17 protein-coding genes and 1 pseudogene are annotated in these 17,224 nt (G+C 56.2%); 9 read left to right on the top strand and 9 right to left on the bottom strand.

The window, feature by feature from the left end; all coding sequences use genetic code 11:
• Positions 1 to 186: 186 nt before the first annotated feature.
• On the bottom strand, positions 187 to 1,677 hold the full coding sequence (locus tag AB5767_RS00710) for a tyrosine-type recombinase/integrase (RefSeq protein WP_368132940.1): 1,491 nt from the start codon (positions 1,675 to 1,677) through the stop codon (positions 187 to 189).
• Between the two features lie 588 nt (positions 1,678 to 2,265).
• Between AB5767_RS00710 and AB5767_RS00705 the strand changes: the two genes are divergently transcribed.
• The 6 genes from AB5767_RS00705 to AB5767_RS00680 all read left to right on the top strand — a co-directional run bounded on the left by AB5767_RS00705 (position 2,266) and on the right by AB5767_RS00680 (position 7,115).
• Complete coding sequence (locus AB5767_RS00705) at positions 2,266 to 2,970, top strand: CDP-alcohol phosphatidyltransferase family protein (protein WP_347478465.1); 705 nt, start codon at positions 2,266 to 2,268, stop codon at positions 2,968 to 2,970.
• A 66-nt stretch (positions 2,971 to 3,036) separates the two neighbouring features.
• Positions 3,037 to 3,471, top strand: coding sequence for an FHA domain-containing protein (locus AB5767_RS00700; protein ID WP_006236002.1), 435 nt, complete (start codon positions 3,037 to 3,039; stop codon positions 3,469 to 3,471).
• Positions 3,472 to 3,474: 3 nt separating this feature from the next.
• On the top strand, positions 3,475 to 4,353 hold the full coding sequence (gene ftsR / locus AB5767_RS00695; protein WP_195233683.1) for a transcriptional regulator FtsR: 879 nt from the start codon (positions 3,475 to 3,477) through the stop codon (positions 4,351 to 4,353).
• 40 nt (positions 4,354 to 4,393) lie between these two features.
• The gene (locus AB5767_RS00690) at positions 4,394 to 4,924 is read left to right on the top strand and encodes an adenine phosphoribosyltransferase (protein WP_347478467.1); all 531 of its coding nucleotides are present in this window, start codon (positions 4,394 to 4,396) and stop codon (positions 4,922 to 4,924) included.
• A gap of 32 nt (positions 4,925 to 4,956) precedes the next feature.
• A complete protein-coding gene (locus AB5767_RS00685; protein WP_347478468.1) occupies positions 4,957 to 6,084 on the top strand; it encodes a coiled-coil domain-containing protein in 1,128 nt (375 codons plus the stop codon).
• 164 nt (positions 6,085 to 6,248) lie between these two features.
• Positions 6,249 to 7,115, top strand: a complete 867-nt coding sequence (locus AB5767_RS00680) for a DegV family protein (protein ID WP_368132939.1) — start codon at positions 6,249 to 6,251, stop codon at positions 7,113 to 7,115.
• A 73-nt stretch (positions 7,116 to 7,188) separates the two neighbouring features.
• On the opposite strand, the gene AB5767_RS00675 is transcribed toward AB5767_RS00680, so the two are convergent.
• Together AB5767_RS00675 and AB5767_RS00670 are read right to left on the bottom strand one after the other, a co-directional pair.
• Positions 7,189 to 7,800 carry a DUF1836 domain-containing protein gene (locus AB5767_RS00675; protein ID WP_199408639.1) on the bottom strand — a complete coding sequence of 204 codons (612 nt, stop codon included), beginning with the start codon at positions 7,798 to 7,800 and terminating at the stop codon, positions 7,189 to 7,191.
• A 153-nt stretch (positions 7,801 to 7,953) separates the two neighbouring features.
• Entirely contained in the window at positions 7,954 to 8,892 is a 939-nt protein-coding gene (locus AB5767_RS00670; protein WP_195622240.1) for an NAD(P)/FAD-dependent oxidoreductase, read from the bottom strand.
• Positions 8,893 to 8,961: 69 nt separating this feature from the next.
• Between AB5767_RS00670 and AB5767_RS00665 the strand changes: the two genes are divergently transcribed.
• Positions 8,962 to 10,311 (top strand): MGDG synthase family glycosyltransferase, encoded by a 1,350-nt coding sequence (locus AB5767_RS00665; protein WP_368132938.1) that lies wholly within the window; start codon positions 8,962 to 8,964, stop codon positions 10,309 to 10,311.
• Between the two features lie 393 nt (positions 10,312 to 10,704).
• Here the strand turns inward: AB5767_RS00665 and dut are convergent, their stop codons facing one another.
• Genes dut through AB5767_RS00650 form a run of 3 tightly spaced genes read right to left on the bottom strand, consistent with a single transcriptional unit; the run spans position 10,705 to position 12,097 of the window.
• Positions 10,705 to 11,148: a dUTP diphosphatase gene (gene dut / locus AB5767_RS00660; protein WP_368132212.1), complete on the bottom strand. Its 444-nt coding sequence runs from the start codon at positions 11,146 to 11,148 to the stop codon at positions 10,705 to 10,707.
• Between the two features lie 4 nt (positions 11,149 to 11,152).
• Complete coding sequence (gene nrdR, locus AB5767_RS00655) at positions 11,153 to 11,596, bottom strand: transcriptional regulator NrdR (protein WP_368132211.1); 444 nt, start codon at positions 11,594 to 11,596, stop codon at positions 11,153 to 11,155.
• Positions 11,597 to 11,647: 51 nt separating this feature from the next.
• On the bottom strand, positions 11,648 to 12,097 hold the full coding sequence (locus AB5767_RS00650; protein WP_368132210.1) for a LysM peptidoglycan-binding domain-containing protein: 450 nt from the start codon (positions 12,095 to 12,097) through the stop codon (positions 11,648 to 11,650).
• 163 nt (positions 12,098 to 12,260) lie between these two features.
• Between AB5767_RS00650 and lexA the strand changes: the two genes are divergently transcribed.
• The gene (gene lexA, locus AB5767_RS00645) at positions 12,261 to 12,905 is read left to right on the top strand and encodes a transcriptional repressor LexA (RefSeq protein WP_040359862.1); all 645 of its coding nucleotides are present in this window, start codon (positions 12,261 to 12,263) and stop codon (positions 12,903 to 12,905) included.
• Positions 12,905 to 13,608 (top strand): annotated as a pseudogene (locus AB5767_RS00640) (heparan-alpha-glucosaminide N-acetyltransferase). The gene lexA and the pseudogene AB5767_RS00640 overlap by 1 nt, the downstream one beginning before the upstream one ends.
• On the opposite strand, the gene hflX reads toward AB5767_RS00640, so the two are convergent.
• The 3 genes from hflX to miaB are packed head-to-tail and all read right to left on the bottom strand — an operon-like array spanning position 13,593 to position 17,190.
• Positions 13,593 to 14,882 (bottom strand): GTPase HflX, encoded by a 1,290-nt coding sequence (gene hflX / locus AB5767_RS00635; RefSeq protein WP_368132209.1) that lies wholly within the window; start codon positions 14,880 to 14,882, stop codon positions 13,593 to 13,595. The pseudogene AB5767_RS00640 and the gene hflX overlap by 16 nt on opposite strands.
• A complete protein-coding gene (gene miaA, locus AB5767_RS00630) occupies positions 14,882 to 15,820 on the bottom strand; it encodes a tRNA (adenosine(37)-N6)-dimethylallyltransferase MiaA (protein WP_368132208.1) in 939 nt (312 codons plus the stop codon). Before miaA ends, hflX begins: the two co-directional genes overlap by 1 nt.
• Entirely contained in the window at positions 15,820 to 17,190 is a 1,371-nt protein-coding gene (gene miaB / locus AB5767_RS00625; RefSeq protein WP_368132207.1) for a tRNA (N6-isopentenyl adenosine(37)-C2)-methylthiotransferase MiaB, read from the bottom strand. Before miaB ends, miaA begins: the two co-directional genes overlap by 1 nt.
• Positions 17,191 to 17,224 lie beyond the last annotated feature (34 nt).

Here is a 17,224-nt window from a genome sequence, read left to right as displayed (position 1 = left end):
CCGCGGGGCTTCATCTACATTCGCACAGGCGTATTCACAATCATAAAAAGATAGGCACGGGCATCCGCGTTCGCGGAAACCCGTGCCGCATTTGCGTCACCGAGATGACCGGGTAGAATATATCTGAACGCTATTCCACATTCCCGTACTTGCGCTGCGGATTTGGGAAAGCGCATGTCTCAGCCTCTACTCGACCACGGTCGCCTCGGTCGGGATGGCCCCCAGCACTGCCGCGTACTCGGTGGGGTAGAGGCGGCTTATCGTCTGAACGTCGCGGATGAGGACGTTGCGGTCGTCAGGCTCGGAGATGCCGTAGCCGAACGCCTCGAGCGTCTCGATCGCCTCGCGGATCTTCTGCTGGAACATGGGGCCGGGGTCCACCCTCAGGCCGAGATAGCCTCGCCACAGGCTCGGCAACACGCGCAGCATGTTCTGGATCTTGGACATCGGCTCGATGTCGGCGTAGACGTTGAGCGTGACCATGGCGTCCTTGTGCCCGAAGATCGACTGCAGCGCCTTGATGTCGCCGCCGTGGCGGATCCACTGCGTCGCGAAGGTGTGGCGCAGGCCGTGGAACGTGATCAGCTCGTCGTTGGTGCCCATGAGGCCGTTGGTCTCCGAGAACGTCTTGAACGCCCTGCGGATGTAACTGGTGGTGGCGAAGGAGCCGTCCGGCCGCGACACGACGTAGCTGTCCGCGAGGTCGCGCAGGCCGAGGGCCGATGCCTCCCGGAGCCTCTGCGAATCGATCTCGTGGATCTCTTTCAGGAAGGGGAGCAGGCCCACCGGGTCGACGGGGATCGTCCTCAGGTCGTGGTTCTTGGTGTCCTTGATGAAGGAGCCCCTGTCCTTGACGTAGGCCACCGAGTGCCTGACCGTGATGAGCCCCGACTCGAAGTCGACGTCACACCAGCGCAGGCCGCAGACCTCGCCGATGCGCATCCCGGTGTGCAGGGCGAGCACGACCGTCCGCCTGAAGGTCGAGTCCGGCATCATCGAGGTCACCGAGTTGAGCTTCGGCACGAGGTCGGAGCGCAGCGCGTTCCTGGGCTTGGCGATGACCCTGGGCGCGAGGGCGCCGTCGAACGGGTTCCTCCCGATCGTGTCGTTGCTGCGCTTCAGCAGGACGGCGTAGAGCCGCTTGCCGAGCTTGAATGACTTGTTGAGCGTGTCCGGCGCCGTGCCCAGGGCGATCCTGCGCCTCGACCACGCGTTGACGTCGTCGGTCGTCACCTCGTTCACGGGGACCAGACCCAGCTCGTCTCGCTCGATGTGCAGGGCGCTGTAGTGGTAGTCGTCGCGGGTCGTCGGGGTGATCCTGTTCATCTCCAGGCAGAAGTCGATGAACTTCTCGAGCGCCTCGGAAAGCGGCAGCGCGGCGTAGTCATCCCGCTGTTCGGCGGGAAGCCCGGCGCCGATAGCGGCCCTCGCCTCCTCGGCCTCGGCGAGTTCCAGCTCGACCTCCGACCTGAATTCCGCGAGGACGCGCATCGCCGCCGCCTTTCCCCGCGCGCTCTGCTTCAGGCAGGGCACGCGGGTGTTCCTGGTCCTCTGGACCTTCTTCCCGGTCATCTCGTCGGCCACCGTCACGACAGCCTGCCATTTGCCCTTGTTCTTCCTCACGCCGCCGGCTCCGCATACGCGTAAGGTTTTATTGCTGCATTTCTCGTTCTGCATGTCTGCTCCTAAATCCGCAGTTGATTAGAAACAGGCGGGCCCACCTGCGGGAACCCGGAGAGGCGACGATTCGGGGCTCCTACCCCCGTTGATTAAATCATCGGCTGCACCGCGCTCCTCGAAGCCGAAAATATGCTATCTGGACAGACCGCGCTGAGCTGGTAAAATTTGCAAATGCGGAAATGCGCTACTTGCGCTATCTGCGCGTGTTTTAACAAAATAAGCACAGGTCAGGGTCATTCTGACCTCGCTGGGGGTCAAGGGGTCGCTGGTTCGAATCCAGTCGTCCCGACCAGAAGTTTGCAGGTCAGGCACCTAGTGCCTGACCTTTTTTGTTTTAATCACCATGATTATTTTGCTTAAAGCAACAACGTTCCCGCTCGATGTAATCACCGAATCAAAACGTGTACATCAGCCACCAAAATCGACATTTTTCGACATGTTTGGAGGCTGATGTACACGAATGCGAAATCCCCGCCGCCTAAAAGCGTCCTCCACATGTCTGGACTCTCTATGCTTGCGCTGGATAGACATCGCAGGAACGGGTATAGTATCGAAAGTTTTGTCGTTAACCAGCGGGGGAGTCCTGTGGGCATCAAAAAGAAGATCAAAAAGGAGCTTATCGGCACCTCCGATTACCCGTCGAATAAGATCTTTACGATCTCCAATTTCATCACCTTTACGCGCCTGATCCTCACCCTGGTATTTCTGTACCTGTTTGTGACGGATAACAACCGCGTCATCGCCATTGTTATCTACGCCGTTGCCGCCTCCACCGACTGGATGGACGGCCAGATCGCCCGCATGACTAAGACGGTCTCATGGCTCGGCAAGGTCATGGATCCCATCTGCGACCGTGCGCTGCTGTTCACCGGCGTCTTGGGACTGGTGGTCCGCGGAGAGCTACCCATCTGGGTCTGCGTGCTCATTATTGGCCGCGACATCTATCTGGGCATCGGCACGCTCATCGTTCGTCATTATCACCGTCGCCCCATCGATGTCGTCTTTCCCGGAAAGATTGCCACAGCGCTGCTCATGACTGGTTTCTCGCTCATGCTGCTCGGGTTCCCCGTTGTTGACGGCCTGCATCTTTTGCCTTCTACCCTCACGGCCTTCCCGGGCCTCAACGGAAGCTCGGTGCCCCTCGGCATCTTCTTTGTGTACGGCGGCGTGATCTTCTCCATGCTCACGGCTGTCATCTACTCCATTAAGGGCGGAGCGGCCATTAAACAGGCTCTCACGCATCCCGAGGACGAGGACATCGACTTTCTGAACCCTGAAATCGAAGACTGATTCGTTGGGGTATGATTACGTACGGTTCATTATTTGCGGCACGTCCGCGATAAGTTAGGGGTTGTCATGGACAACATGGTTAACAATATGCCTCAGAATGATAAGACTGCTGACGCTACCTGCGTATTCCGCGTGCCTTCAAGCGACGTCACCGTTCCCGACCTCATGGCCAACGTGCGCATCACCGCCCCCGTTCTGTCCATCGTCAAGGGTCCGCAGACTGGTGCCGCCTTTGAGCTCGAGGACGACGTGACCACCATCGGTCGCGATCCCGCGAACGGCATCTTCCTCAACGACATGACCGTTTCGCGCAGCCATGCGCGCATTATTCGCGAGGGCCTCGGCGCTCGCATCGAGGACCTGGGCTCGCTCAATGGCACCTGGGTCGACGGCGCCATTGTCAACGCAGCCCCGCTGCACGACGGTTCTTCCGTCCAAATCGGTACGTTTACGCTCATCTACCACGAGAGCACGCCGGAGCGCATCGAAACCGGTGAGTAGGGCATGGCCGAACGCAACTATCTGAGTATCGGCCAAGTCGTCAACCTACTTCGAGGCGCATACCCCGATCTTTCGAACTCAAAAATTAGATTTCTAGAGGATGAGGGGCTCATTACCCCTCATCGTACGCCTAAGGGATACCGTCAGTACTCCAAGGAGGACGTTGATCGCCTGGAGGTCATTCTGCACTTGCAGAAGACTCGCTACATGCCGCTCAACGTAATTAAGCAGCGCTTGGAAAACGCCACGGACCTGTCAACGCTCGCTTACGAGGTGGGCTTGCTGTCCGATGTTCCGCTCAAGACGGAGCCCAAGGAGACTAAGCAAAAGCTGCATCCCATCGAGACCATTCCCGATATGCTGGGCGTCGAAATCTCGTTTATCAGGTCGCTTGCCGAAAACGACCTCATTCGCATCATCAAGAGCCCGCAGAATCGAGAGCTCGTCGATGGCCGCGATTTCCCAATCATCCGCTACTGCTCCGAGCTGTCACGCTTCCATATCGAGCCGCGCAACCTGCGTCAGTACGTGTCTTCCGCCAACCGCGAGTCCTCGATGTTTGAGCAGGTGCTCGTGAGCATGCTCGGAATGGATACCTCCGATGACGAGCGCGACGCCAAGCTCGAGCGTGCGTTTAAGAAGCTTCACGACCTAACGGAAGGTGTGCACACTGCGCTGCTCAAGAACCGCGTTTTTGAGTCGCTCAACGCCGTGGTCGAGGACGCCGACATCGATGCACTCGATGAAGAAATCACTCGCTCCGAGTCCACCAAGGCCAAAAACGAAGAGATAGCCGCGCCGGCTTCGCACGAGGATTCTCTCGTAAAGCCGCTCAAGGTCGTCGCCCCTTCGCAATCCGGCTCCTCCACCGCAGGCAAATAACCTCAGCGGAAATTTCGGCAACCCATTGAAAGGTCACACAATGTACGACTTCGAATCTCAAATCGTCGACATCCCCGACTATCCCGAGCCCGGAGTCATCTTTAAAGACATCACGCCGCTCTTTGGCAATCCCGAGGCGCTCAAAGCCATGACCGATGCCCTCGCCGAGCACTTTACCGGCATGGGAATCACCAAGGTCGTGGGTCCCGAGGCTCGCGGCTTTATGGTTGGCGTACCGGTGGCTGTAGCCCTTGGCGCTGGCTTTGTTCCCGCACGTAAACCGGGCAAGCTGCCGCGCGAGACCGTAAGCCAGAGCTACGAGCTCGAGTACGGCACCGATTCAATTGAGATCCATGCCGACGCTATCAGCTCTAAAGATACCGTGTTGATTCTGGACGACTTGGTCGCGACGGGCGGAACCGTCGAGGCAACAGGTAAACTGGTGCGAGATATGGGCGCAAAGCTTGTCGGTTACGGTTGTATCCTTGAGCTTGCGTTTCTCAACCCGCGCGAGAAGCTCACGCCGTCTAATGACGATGTGGAGCTCTTTAGCCTGGTGACGGTGGACTAGCCGTTACCCTTAGTTACTGGAAAGGAAGCTACATGCGCACAGCAAACACGCACAAAAACATGGCACGCTGCGCTGCTACGGCAACCCTCGCTTGTGTTTTGGGCTTGGGCCTCGCGGCTCCTGCCTACGCCGATACCGCATCCGACCTTGCCGCTGCTCGTACGAAGCTCGAGCAGATCGGCACCCAAACTCAGCAGATTTACGATGAGCTCGCCACGCAGACGCAGGCACTCGATCAGACTGCCGGCGAGATCACGCAAAAGCAGCAGGAGATCGCCGATGGTCAGGCCAAGCTCTCGACCTATGTCGCCGGCGAGTACAAAACCGGCGGTCTGAGCCTGCTTCAGGTTCTGACGGGTGTCGATGACCTGAGCGATATGCTCAACCGTCTGTTCTACTACGGCAAAGTTTCCGATAAGCAAGCTCAGACCATTCAAGAGGTCAAGGAGCTTAAGCAGCAGCTCACCGATAAGCAGGCCGAGCAGGAGAAGAACGTCGCCGCCACGCAAAAGAAGGTCGACGAGCTTAATGCCCAGCAGGCTGAAGCCCAGAACGTCGTAAACTCTCTGGATTCACAGCTGCAGGCCGAGCTTGCCGCCGAGGCCGAGGCCAACGCCGCGCTGCAGGCCGGCATCAACGCCAGCACCGCCGAGAAGGCCACGGTGAGCAACGAGACTGCCGGTACGACCGAGAACACCAACAACGGTGGCCAGACCAGCAATAACAACAACCAGGGCGGCAACACTCCGGCTCCTGCGCCGGCACCTGCTCCGACGCCGCAGCCCTCCACGCCCGCTCCGGCTCCGACGCCTTCTGCTCCGAGCCAGTCCGTCGACGGCGGTTCTGTTGTCTCGCGTGCATACAGTAAGCTTGGTTGCGCTTATTCCTGGGGCGGAATTGGCCCGAACAGCTTCGACTGCTCTGGTTTTGTTAGCTATTGCCTCACTGGTCGCTATTGCCGACTAGGCACCACGGGTACCTTTATGGGCTGGACGCGTGTGTCCGATCCGCAGCCCGGTGACGTTGTGGTCAACTCGTACCATACCGGCATTTACATCGGTGGTGGTCAGATGATTCATGCTTCCGACTACAACACGGGTGTTATCATCAGCTCCGTTGCCGCCGGCATGAACAATAACTACATCTTCGTGCGTTACTAAGTCATCTTACACAGCGTGTGAATGTGGACCTCGTGGCTTTGAGCCATGGGGTCCATTCTTTTGCCTTTCGTGCAGTCCGCTATCTAGTTTTGAATACTAGATAGCGGCCCAATCGGTCTGCAAGATGGCTATAATTGTATGGGAACAATTAGAAAGGACCCTCTATGCGCTGGGCACTTATCTCCGATTCAAGCTGCAACCTCCGCGATTGGCAACCGACCGCGCCCCATACCACCTTTGCATTTGCGCCCCTCAAAATTCGAGTGGGGGAGCGTGAATTCATCGATGACCTTTCGCTCGATGTTCATGAGCTCAACTGCGCTGTTCAGGCGGAGACGAACGCTTCTTCGAGCGCTTGTCCCAGCGTAGGGGAGTGGGCCGAGCTCTTCAAATTGGCAGACAAGACCATCTGCATGCCGATCTCTGAGGGCGTGTCGGGCAGCTACAACGCGGCAGCCACGGCTCGCGATATGGTTCTTGCCGAGGAGCCCGACCGACAGATTCATCTAGTCAATTCACGCGCAGCTGGCGGCAAAATGGACCTCATTTTTTTACTGTTCGACCGCTATCTTGCAAGCAATCCGGATGTCTCATTCGAGGACGCTTGCGCATACTTCGATAGCCTTGAACAGAACAGCAAAATCCTCTTCAGCTTGTGCAATTACGAAAATCTCGCCAAAGCCGGACGTATCCCTAAGGCAGCCGGCGTCATTGCCAACAAGCTCAATATCCGCATTTTGGGCACGGCGAGTGAGGCCGGTAAAATCGAACTCGTCGGGCACACGCGTGGCGAAAAGAAGATGCTCAACAAGATCATCGACACCATGGAAGCCGAGGGTTTTACGGGAGGCGAGGTCGTCATCGACCATGTGGAGAACGCATCGAGCGCCCAGGCGTTGGCCGATCGCATTATTGAGCATTGGCCCGGCTCCAAGACCATCATCATGCCCTGCAACGGCCTGGATTCCTATTACGCCGAGATGCACGGCCTCATCATCGGCTACGGCATGGGCGTAGCTTCGGGCAAATAAAGTCCAACCAAGCAAAAATACTGGCGGGACAAAGCGGCAGATGGCTCTTTGTCCCGCCAGTTTTATACGTCGGCTAGCTATTAAACCCGTTGAACTTGAGATAGCTCATCAGGTAAGCCTTCGAAACGAAGGACGATACCGCACTGCGTACAAGCAGCGACTCACGCGTTACCTGATGCGCGGTATCGGGAACCGGCGTCTGCTCGACGGAAAACGCCGAACGAATCGATGCCTCGAGCTGATCGACCACATAATCGAAGGCCGTCGGGGCATCGTAGCTCAAACGCTGAATGTTAAAGAGTGCCTGCACCGCAGCAATAGGTAGCACCTGCTTAAAGATGCAGATAGCGATCAGGCGGGCAATCTGCTCGCGGCCATATTGCTTTTTGACCGGAGCAGGCACCAGGCCGACCTTCACGTAGTTATTGATCATCGATGGCGTAATGACAGGCTGCTCAACGCAAATGGACAGCGGCTCCATCCACAGCGCAACATACTCAATAACCTGGTCGCGGTAGAGCGTCACATTGGGCAACTGGTTATAGCGCGGCAGACTCAACGTATTAAGTTTGCGCACGATATCGGACTGAATAAATGCATCGGGCAGCACAGTGGGCTGAATATCCTCAGGCTTAATGCTGACCGACGAATCAGACATCGGAATAACGTGTTTAACGTGATTCATAAAGGTCCTCCGTTCATTTTCTATATTGTATTCTACGTTATCTAGTTTTGCATACCACATAGCCGGCAAGAAAATTGGCGGGACAGTGCACTGATGCATCATCCCGCCATTTAGTTAATTGATAGCAACCTTACATAAGATATATTATCGTACTTATCCGCGGAGAAACGCGTATGCGCTCGTTGCTGCTATGGCTCCGTCAGAAACGGCGGTCACAACCTGACGTAAGCGTTTGGAACGGATGTCGCCAGCAGCAAATAGACCTGGCGTGCGGGTCGCCATGGATTCATCAGTCAGAATGCCGCCATCAGGCGCCAGATCGACTAGATGCTCAACAAGCTCGGTATGGGGTTGCGTGCCGGTAAAGACAAAAATGCCAAACGAGCCAGGATCAAAGGTCTCGGCATGCGTCTTACTGCTTGCATTGTCCTTGAACGAAATTGTCGTGGGCATCGCTTCACCAGAAAGCTCAACAATACTAGTTTGGTACCTAACTGTAATATTGTCCTTTTCGAGTACTTTCTGAACAACACCATCAGGTGCACGGAACTGATCGCGACGCAAGACGATGGTCACGCTGCTGGCGATTTCTGACAAGAACAGGGCTTCCTCACAGGCAGCATTGCCGCCGCCAATGACAAAAACCTGCTTGCCACGGAAGAACATGCCGTCACACGTCGCGCAATACGAAACGCCACGACCGCGATACGTATCCTCGCCAGCGAAACCAGCAGATCGCGGCGTGGCACCCATGCAAGCGATAACGCTCGAGGCAAGCGTATCGCCCATATCGTGATGCACCGTAAACAGCGCTGCATCGGCATCGTAATCGATACCCGTAACCATGCTCCATGTAACCTGCGCTCCCAGCCCCTCTGCATGTTGCTGAAAACGCTCGCCGAGTTCGGCGCCACTCAAGAGCGGAATGCCCGGATAGTTCTCGACTTCATTGGTCGTGGCGATCTGTCCACCCGACATGCCCTGCTCAATCACAGTCGTCGTCAGGTTGGCACGCGCAGCGTAAATGGCGGCAGCATAGCCCGCGGGGCCTCCACCGATAATCGCAACATCAATCGGCTGATCGGTAGTCATGGAATATCCTCTCGTCGATACATTGACGTTCTTTGCGCTCATACCCAAATTTACGTGAACATGACACTCATGCACTACAATGATAAATCGCGTAACAAAGCTGAAGGGGAGTTATCGATGGATCAAACGCAGACGGGCAATAGCGCTCCCCTGCCCATGCAAGCCACTCCCCAACCGGAGCAAATGACCGTTTCACCTGCACAAAAATCCCTGGTAACCATTGTGCACGCATCGGTTGGATCGGGCCACAAAGCCGCCGCCAACGCGATTGCGCAAGCATTTGACCTTATCCGCGGCACCAAGGGAATCCCTGAGGATATTGAAATTGAAGTGCTCGATATCCTTGATTTTGGACGTATTAAATTCGACGGCAATAAGACCGCGGCTTCTTTTACGGGAGCCACACGCCCCATTTACGACCTGACCTGGCGATATACGCTTACAGGACATCTGCTCTGGGGCGGCGGCACAGCATGGTCACGAATTATGTTCCCCGCCTTCAACGAATACGTCCGGACCCGCAGGCCCATAGCCGTGGTCGCAACACACATTACGGCGGCCAACGTCGCTGTGGGCGCCCGCGTCATCACGGGTATCGATTACCCGGTCATCTGCGTGCCGACCGATTACGAAGTCGAAGGCTTTTGGCCCCACAAGGACACCGATCTATTCTGTGTAGCCAACGAGTTTATGGCCGAAACGCTGCGCCCGCGCAAGGTTCCCGAGTCAAAGATCCGCATAACGGGCATCCCCATCCGAGCCGGTTTCGATTCAGATTACAAACGCGAAGATGAGCTCAGCAAGTTCAATCTCCCCATAGACAAAACCGTCGTATTGGTGATGGCCGGTGCCAGTTTACCCCAACCATACGTGCGTTTCCGCGCCGCGATGGACCACACGCTCCCCTTCTTACGCAGCTTTGAGGACATGCACTTTGTCTTTTTACCGGGCAAGGATAAAGAATACGCCACCCGACTCAAGACGCTCTTCGACGCCATGAAGCTCGAAAACGTCACGGTTCTAGACTACGTGGACGACATGGCGGCCCTCATGCACGGCTGCGACCTGGCAATTCTCAAATCGGGCGGACTCACCGTCACCGAGTGCCTGTGCGCGCATCTGCCGATGATCCTGCTGGGCAAGTCCTATGGCCAGGAAAAGGCAAACACCACGATGCTCACCGGCATGGGCGCCAGCATGCATGTCACCACCGCACGAGAACTCATCGTGACGTTGCGCCATCTCCACGATCATCCGGAGTCGCTCAAGGCACTGCTCATCAATGGCGAAGTCCTGCGCCGTCCACACGCTGCCGAGGACATCGCCATCGCCACCATGGAGCTTGCAGGTAAGCCCCAAAAACGTAAACGAGCCTTCTGCCGCTTCTACTGGGGAGGAAAGCCCGCGCATATCCGCTAACATTGGACTGTCCGCTTACCTGTGGGAGGCCCCTATATATCATCCCATGCTCAAACATTCTCGCTGCGCTGCGAAACTGCGCGTGGGACGATATATAGGGGCCTCCCACAGGTAAGCTGCGTTAACGTACTAGCGGCTATACCAGATTCCCCACCAGTAAAATCTGCAAAGGGGAACCAGATAATATAAATACAGTAAGTCGATGCGACAAAGGAGGCGTCCCTTTATCGCATCGACTTACTAGAAAAGTAAATATTGTTTCAAGCGAGTAACCGCCCGCCCGGGGCTTACCTATATCGTTCCACGCGCAGTTTCGCAGCGAGCAAAGCGACGCGAGAATGTTTGAGCATGGAATGATATAGGTAAGCCCCGGGCGGGAGGGATACGAGCGCCCTAGGCGACGCCGCTGGAGCCGAAGCCTCCTTTGCCTCGGTCGGTTTCGTCTAGTTCTTCCACTTCTACGAGTTTGACCGTGGGGACTTCTTGGATGACGAGTTGGGCTATGCGGTCGCCTTTGTTGATTTTGATGTTGTTGGAGGGATCCAGGTTGATGAGGATAACCTTGAGTTCTCCTCGGTAGTGGGCGTCGATGAGGCCCGGCGTGTTGACTATAGACAGGCCCTGCTTGATGGCCAAGCCGCTGCGGGGCTGGACAAAGCCGGCGTAGCCGTCGGGCAGGGCGATGGCCAACCCAGTAGAGACCAGACGGCGTTCGAAGGGCTTCAGGACGCAGTCCTCGTTGGAGCGCAGATCCAAGCCGGCATCGGTGGGATGGGCGTATTTGGGAAGCTCGACGGTGGGATCGAGACGCTTTATGTTGAGGGTAATGTTGGACATGGAATCACCTTAGCTTGTCGAGCTCTTGCAGAAACTCATCGACGTCTTTGAAATCGCGGTAGACCGAGGCAAAACGGATGTAAGCCACCTTGTCGATCTTGGCCAAGCGCTTGAGCACCATGTCACCCAACTCATGGGACGTGACGGCCGTCAGCGTGCGAGAGCGCAGCTCGACCTCGATGTCGTCGATAATCTCATTGAGCTTCTTAGTGTCGATATCGCGCTTGATGGTGGCGCGCATCAAGCCGACGAGCAGCTTATTGCGATCGAACCGCTGCTTGGTTCCGTCTGACTTAATGACCTCGATTGGGTCTTCGCATCGCTCAAACGTTGTAAAGCGATAGTTACACGAGCAACATTCGCGACGGCGCTTAATGGTGTTATTTGACTCCTGTATACGAGAATCAACGACGCGGGTATGTGCCTTGCCGCATTTGGGACAGCGCATGGTACCTCCTCTTAAACGATAACAAGGGTACCATGCGCAGCGCGATAATGATTACGAACGAGCAGGAACCTTAAGATGCGCACCGGCGGCGAGCGAACCATGCTCCAGATGATTGACGTTACGGATCATGTCGGAAGTCTCTTGCGTGGAAAGGCCTTCGATTGGATATTCCTCGGCAAGCGACCAAAGAGAATCACCAGGCTGAACGCGAATGGTCTCGTAGGTAACGTTGGAAACGGACTCGGCATACGCGGCGTGACGAGCGCTAAAGACCGACATAGCGAGGACAAAGAAGAGCGTAAGCGCAACGGCAACGGCGACAATCGTCGGAACCTTCAGGGCAACGCGAGCCGGCGCGATTACAGCCTGCTGATTGCGAGCAGGCTTTACGGTCAAAGGCTGAAAGCCGGAGCGGCCACCCTGAACAACCGTAAAAGTGGGTTCTGCAGGCGTCTCGAGCTTAAGGGCGAGGTTTCCCTGGACCATATTCGTTGCGTTCATCATGTTCTCCTCTCGCGTGTTTTGCTGAGAACAGTTTTATCAAGCCGCGCGGACAAAAATGTCTAGCGCGAGAACGAATGTTCGGTTATTATTATCTTCGAACAGTTGTTCCTGTCAAGCAAAATTCGAACATTTGTTTGACATAGGTAGAGAGGATGCCCTGATGGCTCGCAAAATTACCAAGCGTCAGCAGCAAATTTACGACTTCATCAAGGAATATCAGCAGGAGAAGGGTTATCCGCCCAGCGTGCGCGAGATGGCTTCTGCCGTGGGCCTTTCCTCCCCCAGCACCGTGCACGCCCATCTATCTGCCCTGGAGGCGCGCGGGCTACTCAAGCGCGATGCCACCAAACCGCGCGCCCTGGAACTCTTTAACGAGGACGGTTCCTCTGTCTCAATTTCTAAATCTGACGAGCCAACCGCACCTCGCGGAACGGTCTCGCTACCGCTCGTTGGTCGCGTCGCGGCTGGGATTCCCATTCTGGCCGAGCAGAATATCGAAGACACTTTTACGATCCCGACCGAAATCGCCACTGATCAGGGTTCCTTTATCCTTGAAGTGCATGGGAGCTCAATGATCAATGTCGGCATCTTCAATGGCGATTACATCATCGTCCGTGAACAAAAGAGTGCCATGAACGGCGAAATTGTCGTGGCCATGATTGATGGTTCAGCGACCGTCAAGACGTTCTACAAGGAGCAGGGACGCGTACGCCTGCAGCCCGAGAATGACACCATGGAGCCTATCTATGCAACGAATCCCGTTATCTTGGGCAAAGTCGTCGGCTTAATGCGCCGGTTCTCGTAATGCAAAAACGCATCACCATCTTTGATACCGTTCGCGGGTTTACGATGATTTCAATGGCAGGTTTTCACGCTTGCTACGATCTTGCCTACCTGTACGACTGGGATATGCCCTGGTTTACCCAGACTGTCTTTCAAGACATCTGGCGCGCCAGCATCAGCTGGGTATTCTTGTTTATCGCGGGTTGGATGTGCACTCTTTCGTGCAACAATATCAAACGTGCCGCCAAATACGCCTTAGCAGCACTCGTCGTCTGGTTGGCAACAACACTTGTCTCAGTCGACGATTCGGTTAATTTTGGCATCATCTACTGTATGGCCGCATGTACCGGCATCGTAGCGTTGACCAATCCCGTCCTTAAGAAGATTTCCGCGAGATGGGGCATGTCCCTATGCCTTGTGTTGTTCGCCCTCACCTGGAGCATCCCCAAAACGACCTACCCTGTCCCATACCTGGCGTGGCTAGGATTTCCGACCCTGGATTTATCTCAGGTGATTACTACCCCATCATCCCGTTTATCTTTATGTATCTTGCAGGATACTTCGCCGCACACATAGCGCAGGGAATCGGTAAGACCGCCCCAAGTTGGGCCTACGCCAACCCCCTGCCGACGCTCGCCAGCCTTGGACGTCATGCACTCCCCTTTTATCTGCTGCATCAGCCCATCATTCTGGGCATTTTGGAGCTCGTCTACTCGGTGCGATAACGCTCGAGCCGCGGCGCGATACGGGCCGGCAGCTTCGCCACAATACGAACGCCGTCCTCAAGATATTCCTCGTGCAAAAGGGTTCCCTGCTCATGCACCAGCGTAATGAGGGCGCCCTCGCGATACGGGATATCAGCAGAGAGCAACACATCGGTAGCAGCCGCCTCACGAGCAATACGGTCGACGAGATCGTCAAGTCCCTCGCCCGTCTGGGCCGAGAACAGAACGGCTTCCGGATAACGACGACGGAAACTCAATCGATCAACGCTATCGAGAAGATCGATTTTATTGAACACCGTAAGCGTCAAACGCTCGCCGGCACCGATCTCGTCAAGAACGCGATCGACCGCCTCGAGCTGGCGCTCGTAGTCTTCGTCAGACGCATCTACGACTTTGAGAATTAGATCGGCACCCAACACCTCGGACAGCGTCGATTTAAAGGCGTCGACCAAACCATGCGGTAGCTTTTGAATAAAGCCGACGGTATCGGTGATCGTCATGCCGCGACCGCCGGGCAGGCGATACGAACGCGTCGTCGGGTCGAGCGTAGCAAACAGCTTGTCCTGCGAAAGTACCGTAGAGCCGGTCAGACGATTGAGTAACGTCGATTTACCGGCATTGGTATAACCGGCTAACGCGACGCGAAACGCCGGTGACTCAATGCGGCTCTTAGACTGGACATCGCGGCGATGTTCAACCTGCTTAAGCTCACGACGAAGCGCGGCAATCTTATTGCGAATCAAGCGACGGTCAACCTCGAGCTGGCTTTCACCCTGGCCAAAGCGCGAACCGATGCCGCCGCGCGTCTGCTCCTTGGCAAGATGGCTCCACATACCGCGCAGACGAGGCAACAGATATTGAAGCTGCGCCAGCTGTACCTGTAGGCGTCCCTCACGCGTCTGAGCATGCAGGCCAAAGATATCCAGGATCAGTGCTGTACGATCGATAATCTTTACCGGCTCGCCCACGGCTTTCTCCAAATAGGATTGCTGCGAGGGCGTCAGGTCGTCGTCAAAAATAACGACATCGGCATCCATACGATGTACCAGGCCGCACAGCTCTTCAACCTTACCGGAACCGATAAACGATTTTGGATACGGCTTAACCAGACGCTGTGACAAACGCGCCACACACTGGGCGCCAGCCGTATGGGCCAGGCGCTCAAGCTCGTCAAGCGAACGATCGAGCGGCCACGCATTGTCGCGCCACTCAACACCAACTAATATGGCACGCTCGGGCTCGGGTGCCGTGGGAACAAGGGGAAAACGGGCCATTAGACAGCCTCAATACGATGCAGGATATCCTCAACGACCTCATCGATCGTACATTCATCCATATCAAACCACACGATGCGGTCATCGCGTTTAAACCACGAAAGCTGACGTTTGGCATAGCGACGCGAACGCATCTTAATGAGTTCGCGAGCCTCATCCATGCTCGTCACGCCATTGAAAGCATCGATAATCTCTTTATAGCCAATTGCCTGCATCGAAGTCAGGGCATCTCCCAGCCCTTGGTCCATAAGACCGCGGACCTCATCGACAAGGCCCTGCTCAAACATCAGATCGACGCGCAGGTTAATGCGCTCGTAGAGCACCTCGCGATTACGCGTCAGACCAAACCACAGAGCGTGATAATGCTCGCGCGGAACACTAAACTGCGACTTTTGCTGCGCATAGGAGACGCCATCATCGTACATTTCGAGCGCGCGAATCACGCGGCGAACATTATGGGGGTGGATGACCGCAGCGGACTCGGGGTCACGCTCGGCAAGCAGGGCATGCAGTTCTTCCTCGCCAATACGCTCGGCAAGCTCCTGATAGCCCACACGGCGATCGTCCTCAAGTTCGCCCGAGGGAAAGTCCATCTCATCGAGGGCGGCCTTGAGATACAAGCCTGTGCCCCCGCAAAACACCGGTAGGCGGCCCTCGCCAAGCAAACGCTCAACATGCGCGCGAGCGTCAGCCTGATAAAGCGCCGCAGAGTACGCCACACCCGGCTCTACAATGTCGACGAGACGCAGCGGCGCCGTACACTCATCGGGCGCCATCTTTGCGGTACCGATGTCCATGCCGCGATAGATTTGCATCGCATCGCACGACAGCACTTCGGACGAAAGACGAGCCGCCAAACGGTCGGCAACATCACTCTTACCAGCCGCCGTCGGACCGACGATCGCAACGGCGGAAAGACCTGCCCCGGGAGAAACCATTAGCGCGGCTCGCCCACAACGGAGCCGGACAAATACCAGGTCTTGGCAACGTCAACGTCAACATCAACGATCTTGCCAACAAGCTGATCGATGCTGTAACCCTCGGGGATAGGCGCATGCACGGTCTGATTCTTGGGACTCTTGCCCAGCAGGACCGCGTCGTTCTTTTTACTCGTTCCCTCAATGAGCGCCGGCACCACAGTATGAAGCTCACCCTGGTTGTACTCGTGCGCCGTGGTCTCGATAACCTTAACCAGGCGGTTGAAACGCTCGAGAATAACCTCATGCGGCGTAGGATCGTCAATCTCGGCGGCCGGGGTACCGGCGCGCTTGGAATAGATGAAGGTATAGGCCTGAGCATAGCGGACCGTCTCGGCAAGTGAGAGCGTCTGCTCAAAGTCTTCTTCAGTCTCGCCCGGGAAGCCAACGATAATGTCGGTCGAGAGCGCGATATCGGGCATGCGGTTGCGAATGCGATCGACCAGGCCCAGATAGTCCTCGCGTGTATAACGGCGATTCATCTCTTTGAGGATCCGTGTCGAACCTGACTGGACGGCCAGGTGCAACTGCGGCATAACGACAGGCGTCTCGGCCATGGCGTCGATGGTCTCGGGCAGCAGGTCCTTGGGATGCGAAGACGTAAAGAAGATGCGCTCCACACCCGTATCGCCCACGGCACGCAGCAGATCGGCAAAACGCGGCTTGCCAAACAGATCGCGACCATATGAGTTAACGTTTTGGCCCAGCAGCGTAATCTCACGCACGCCCTGGCGCACCAAACCGGTCACCTCGTCGACAATCTCCTCGAAGGGGCGACTTTTTTCGCGACCGCGCACGTACGGCACGATGCAATAGGTGCAGAAATTATTGCAGCCTGTCATGATGGGCACCCAGGCGTGATACTGGGTCTCGCGATGCCACGGCATGCTCATGGCATCCGTATCCTCATGCTCATTGGTGCGGATATGACGCTTACCATCAAGGAACGCCTCGGCAATGAGCTCGGCCACATGTGCGATGGAATGCGTGCCAAAGATGACATTGACGTTATCGACGTTGGTGAGCAGGCCCTCTCCATCACGCTGCGCGATGCAGCCGCCCACGGCAACCACACGCTTGCCCGAAGGCGAAGGCGGCAGGCTTTTGCAGGAATTGCACTGACCGTACAGGCGAGTATCGGCGGCCTCACGCACACAGCATGTCATGAAGACAACGATATCGGCATGCTCGGGATCGAGCGCCATGAGGCAGCCATACGAATCAAGCAGACCGCTCACACGCTCGGAGTCGTGCTGATTCATCTGACAGCCAAAGGTGCGGATAAAGTAGGTTTTACCGGCAAGAATATCGCGTACGGAACGCTGGTCCATGTGCATAAGTCCTAACGATGGGGAGCGAAACGAG

Source organism: Collinsella aerofaciens, from assembly GCF_040926265.1.
Lineage (GTDB): Bacteria > Actinomycetota > Coriobacteriia > Coriobacteriales > Coriobacteriaceae > Collinsella > Collinsella aerofaciens_BB.
The sequence above is the reverse complement of the archived record's forward strand: the minus strand, read 5'-3'. Positions and strand labels throughout refer to the sequence as shown.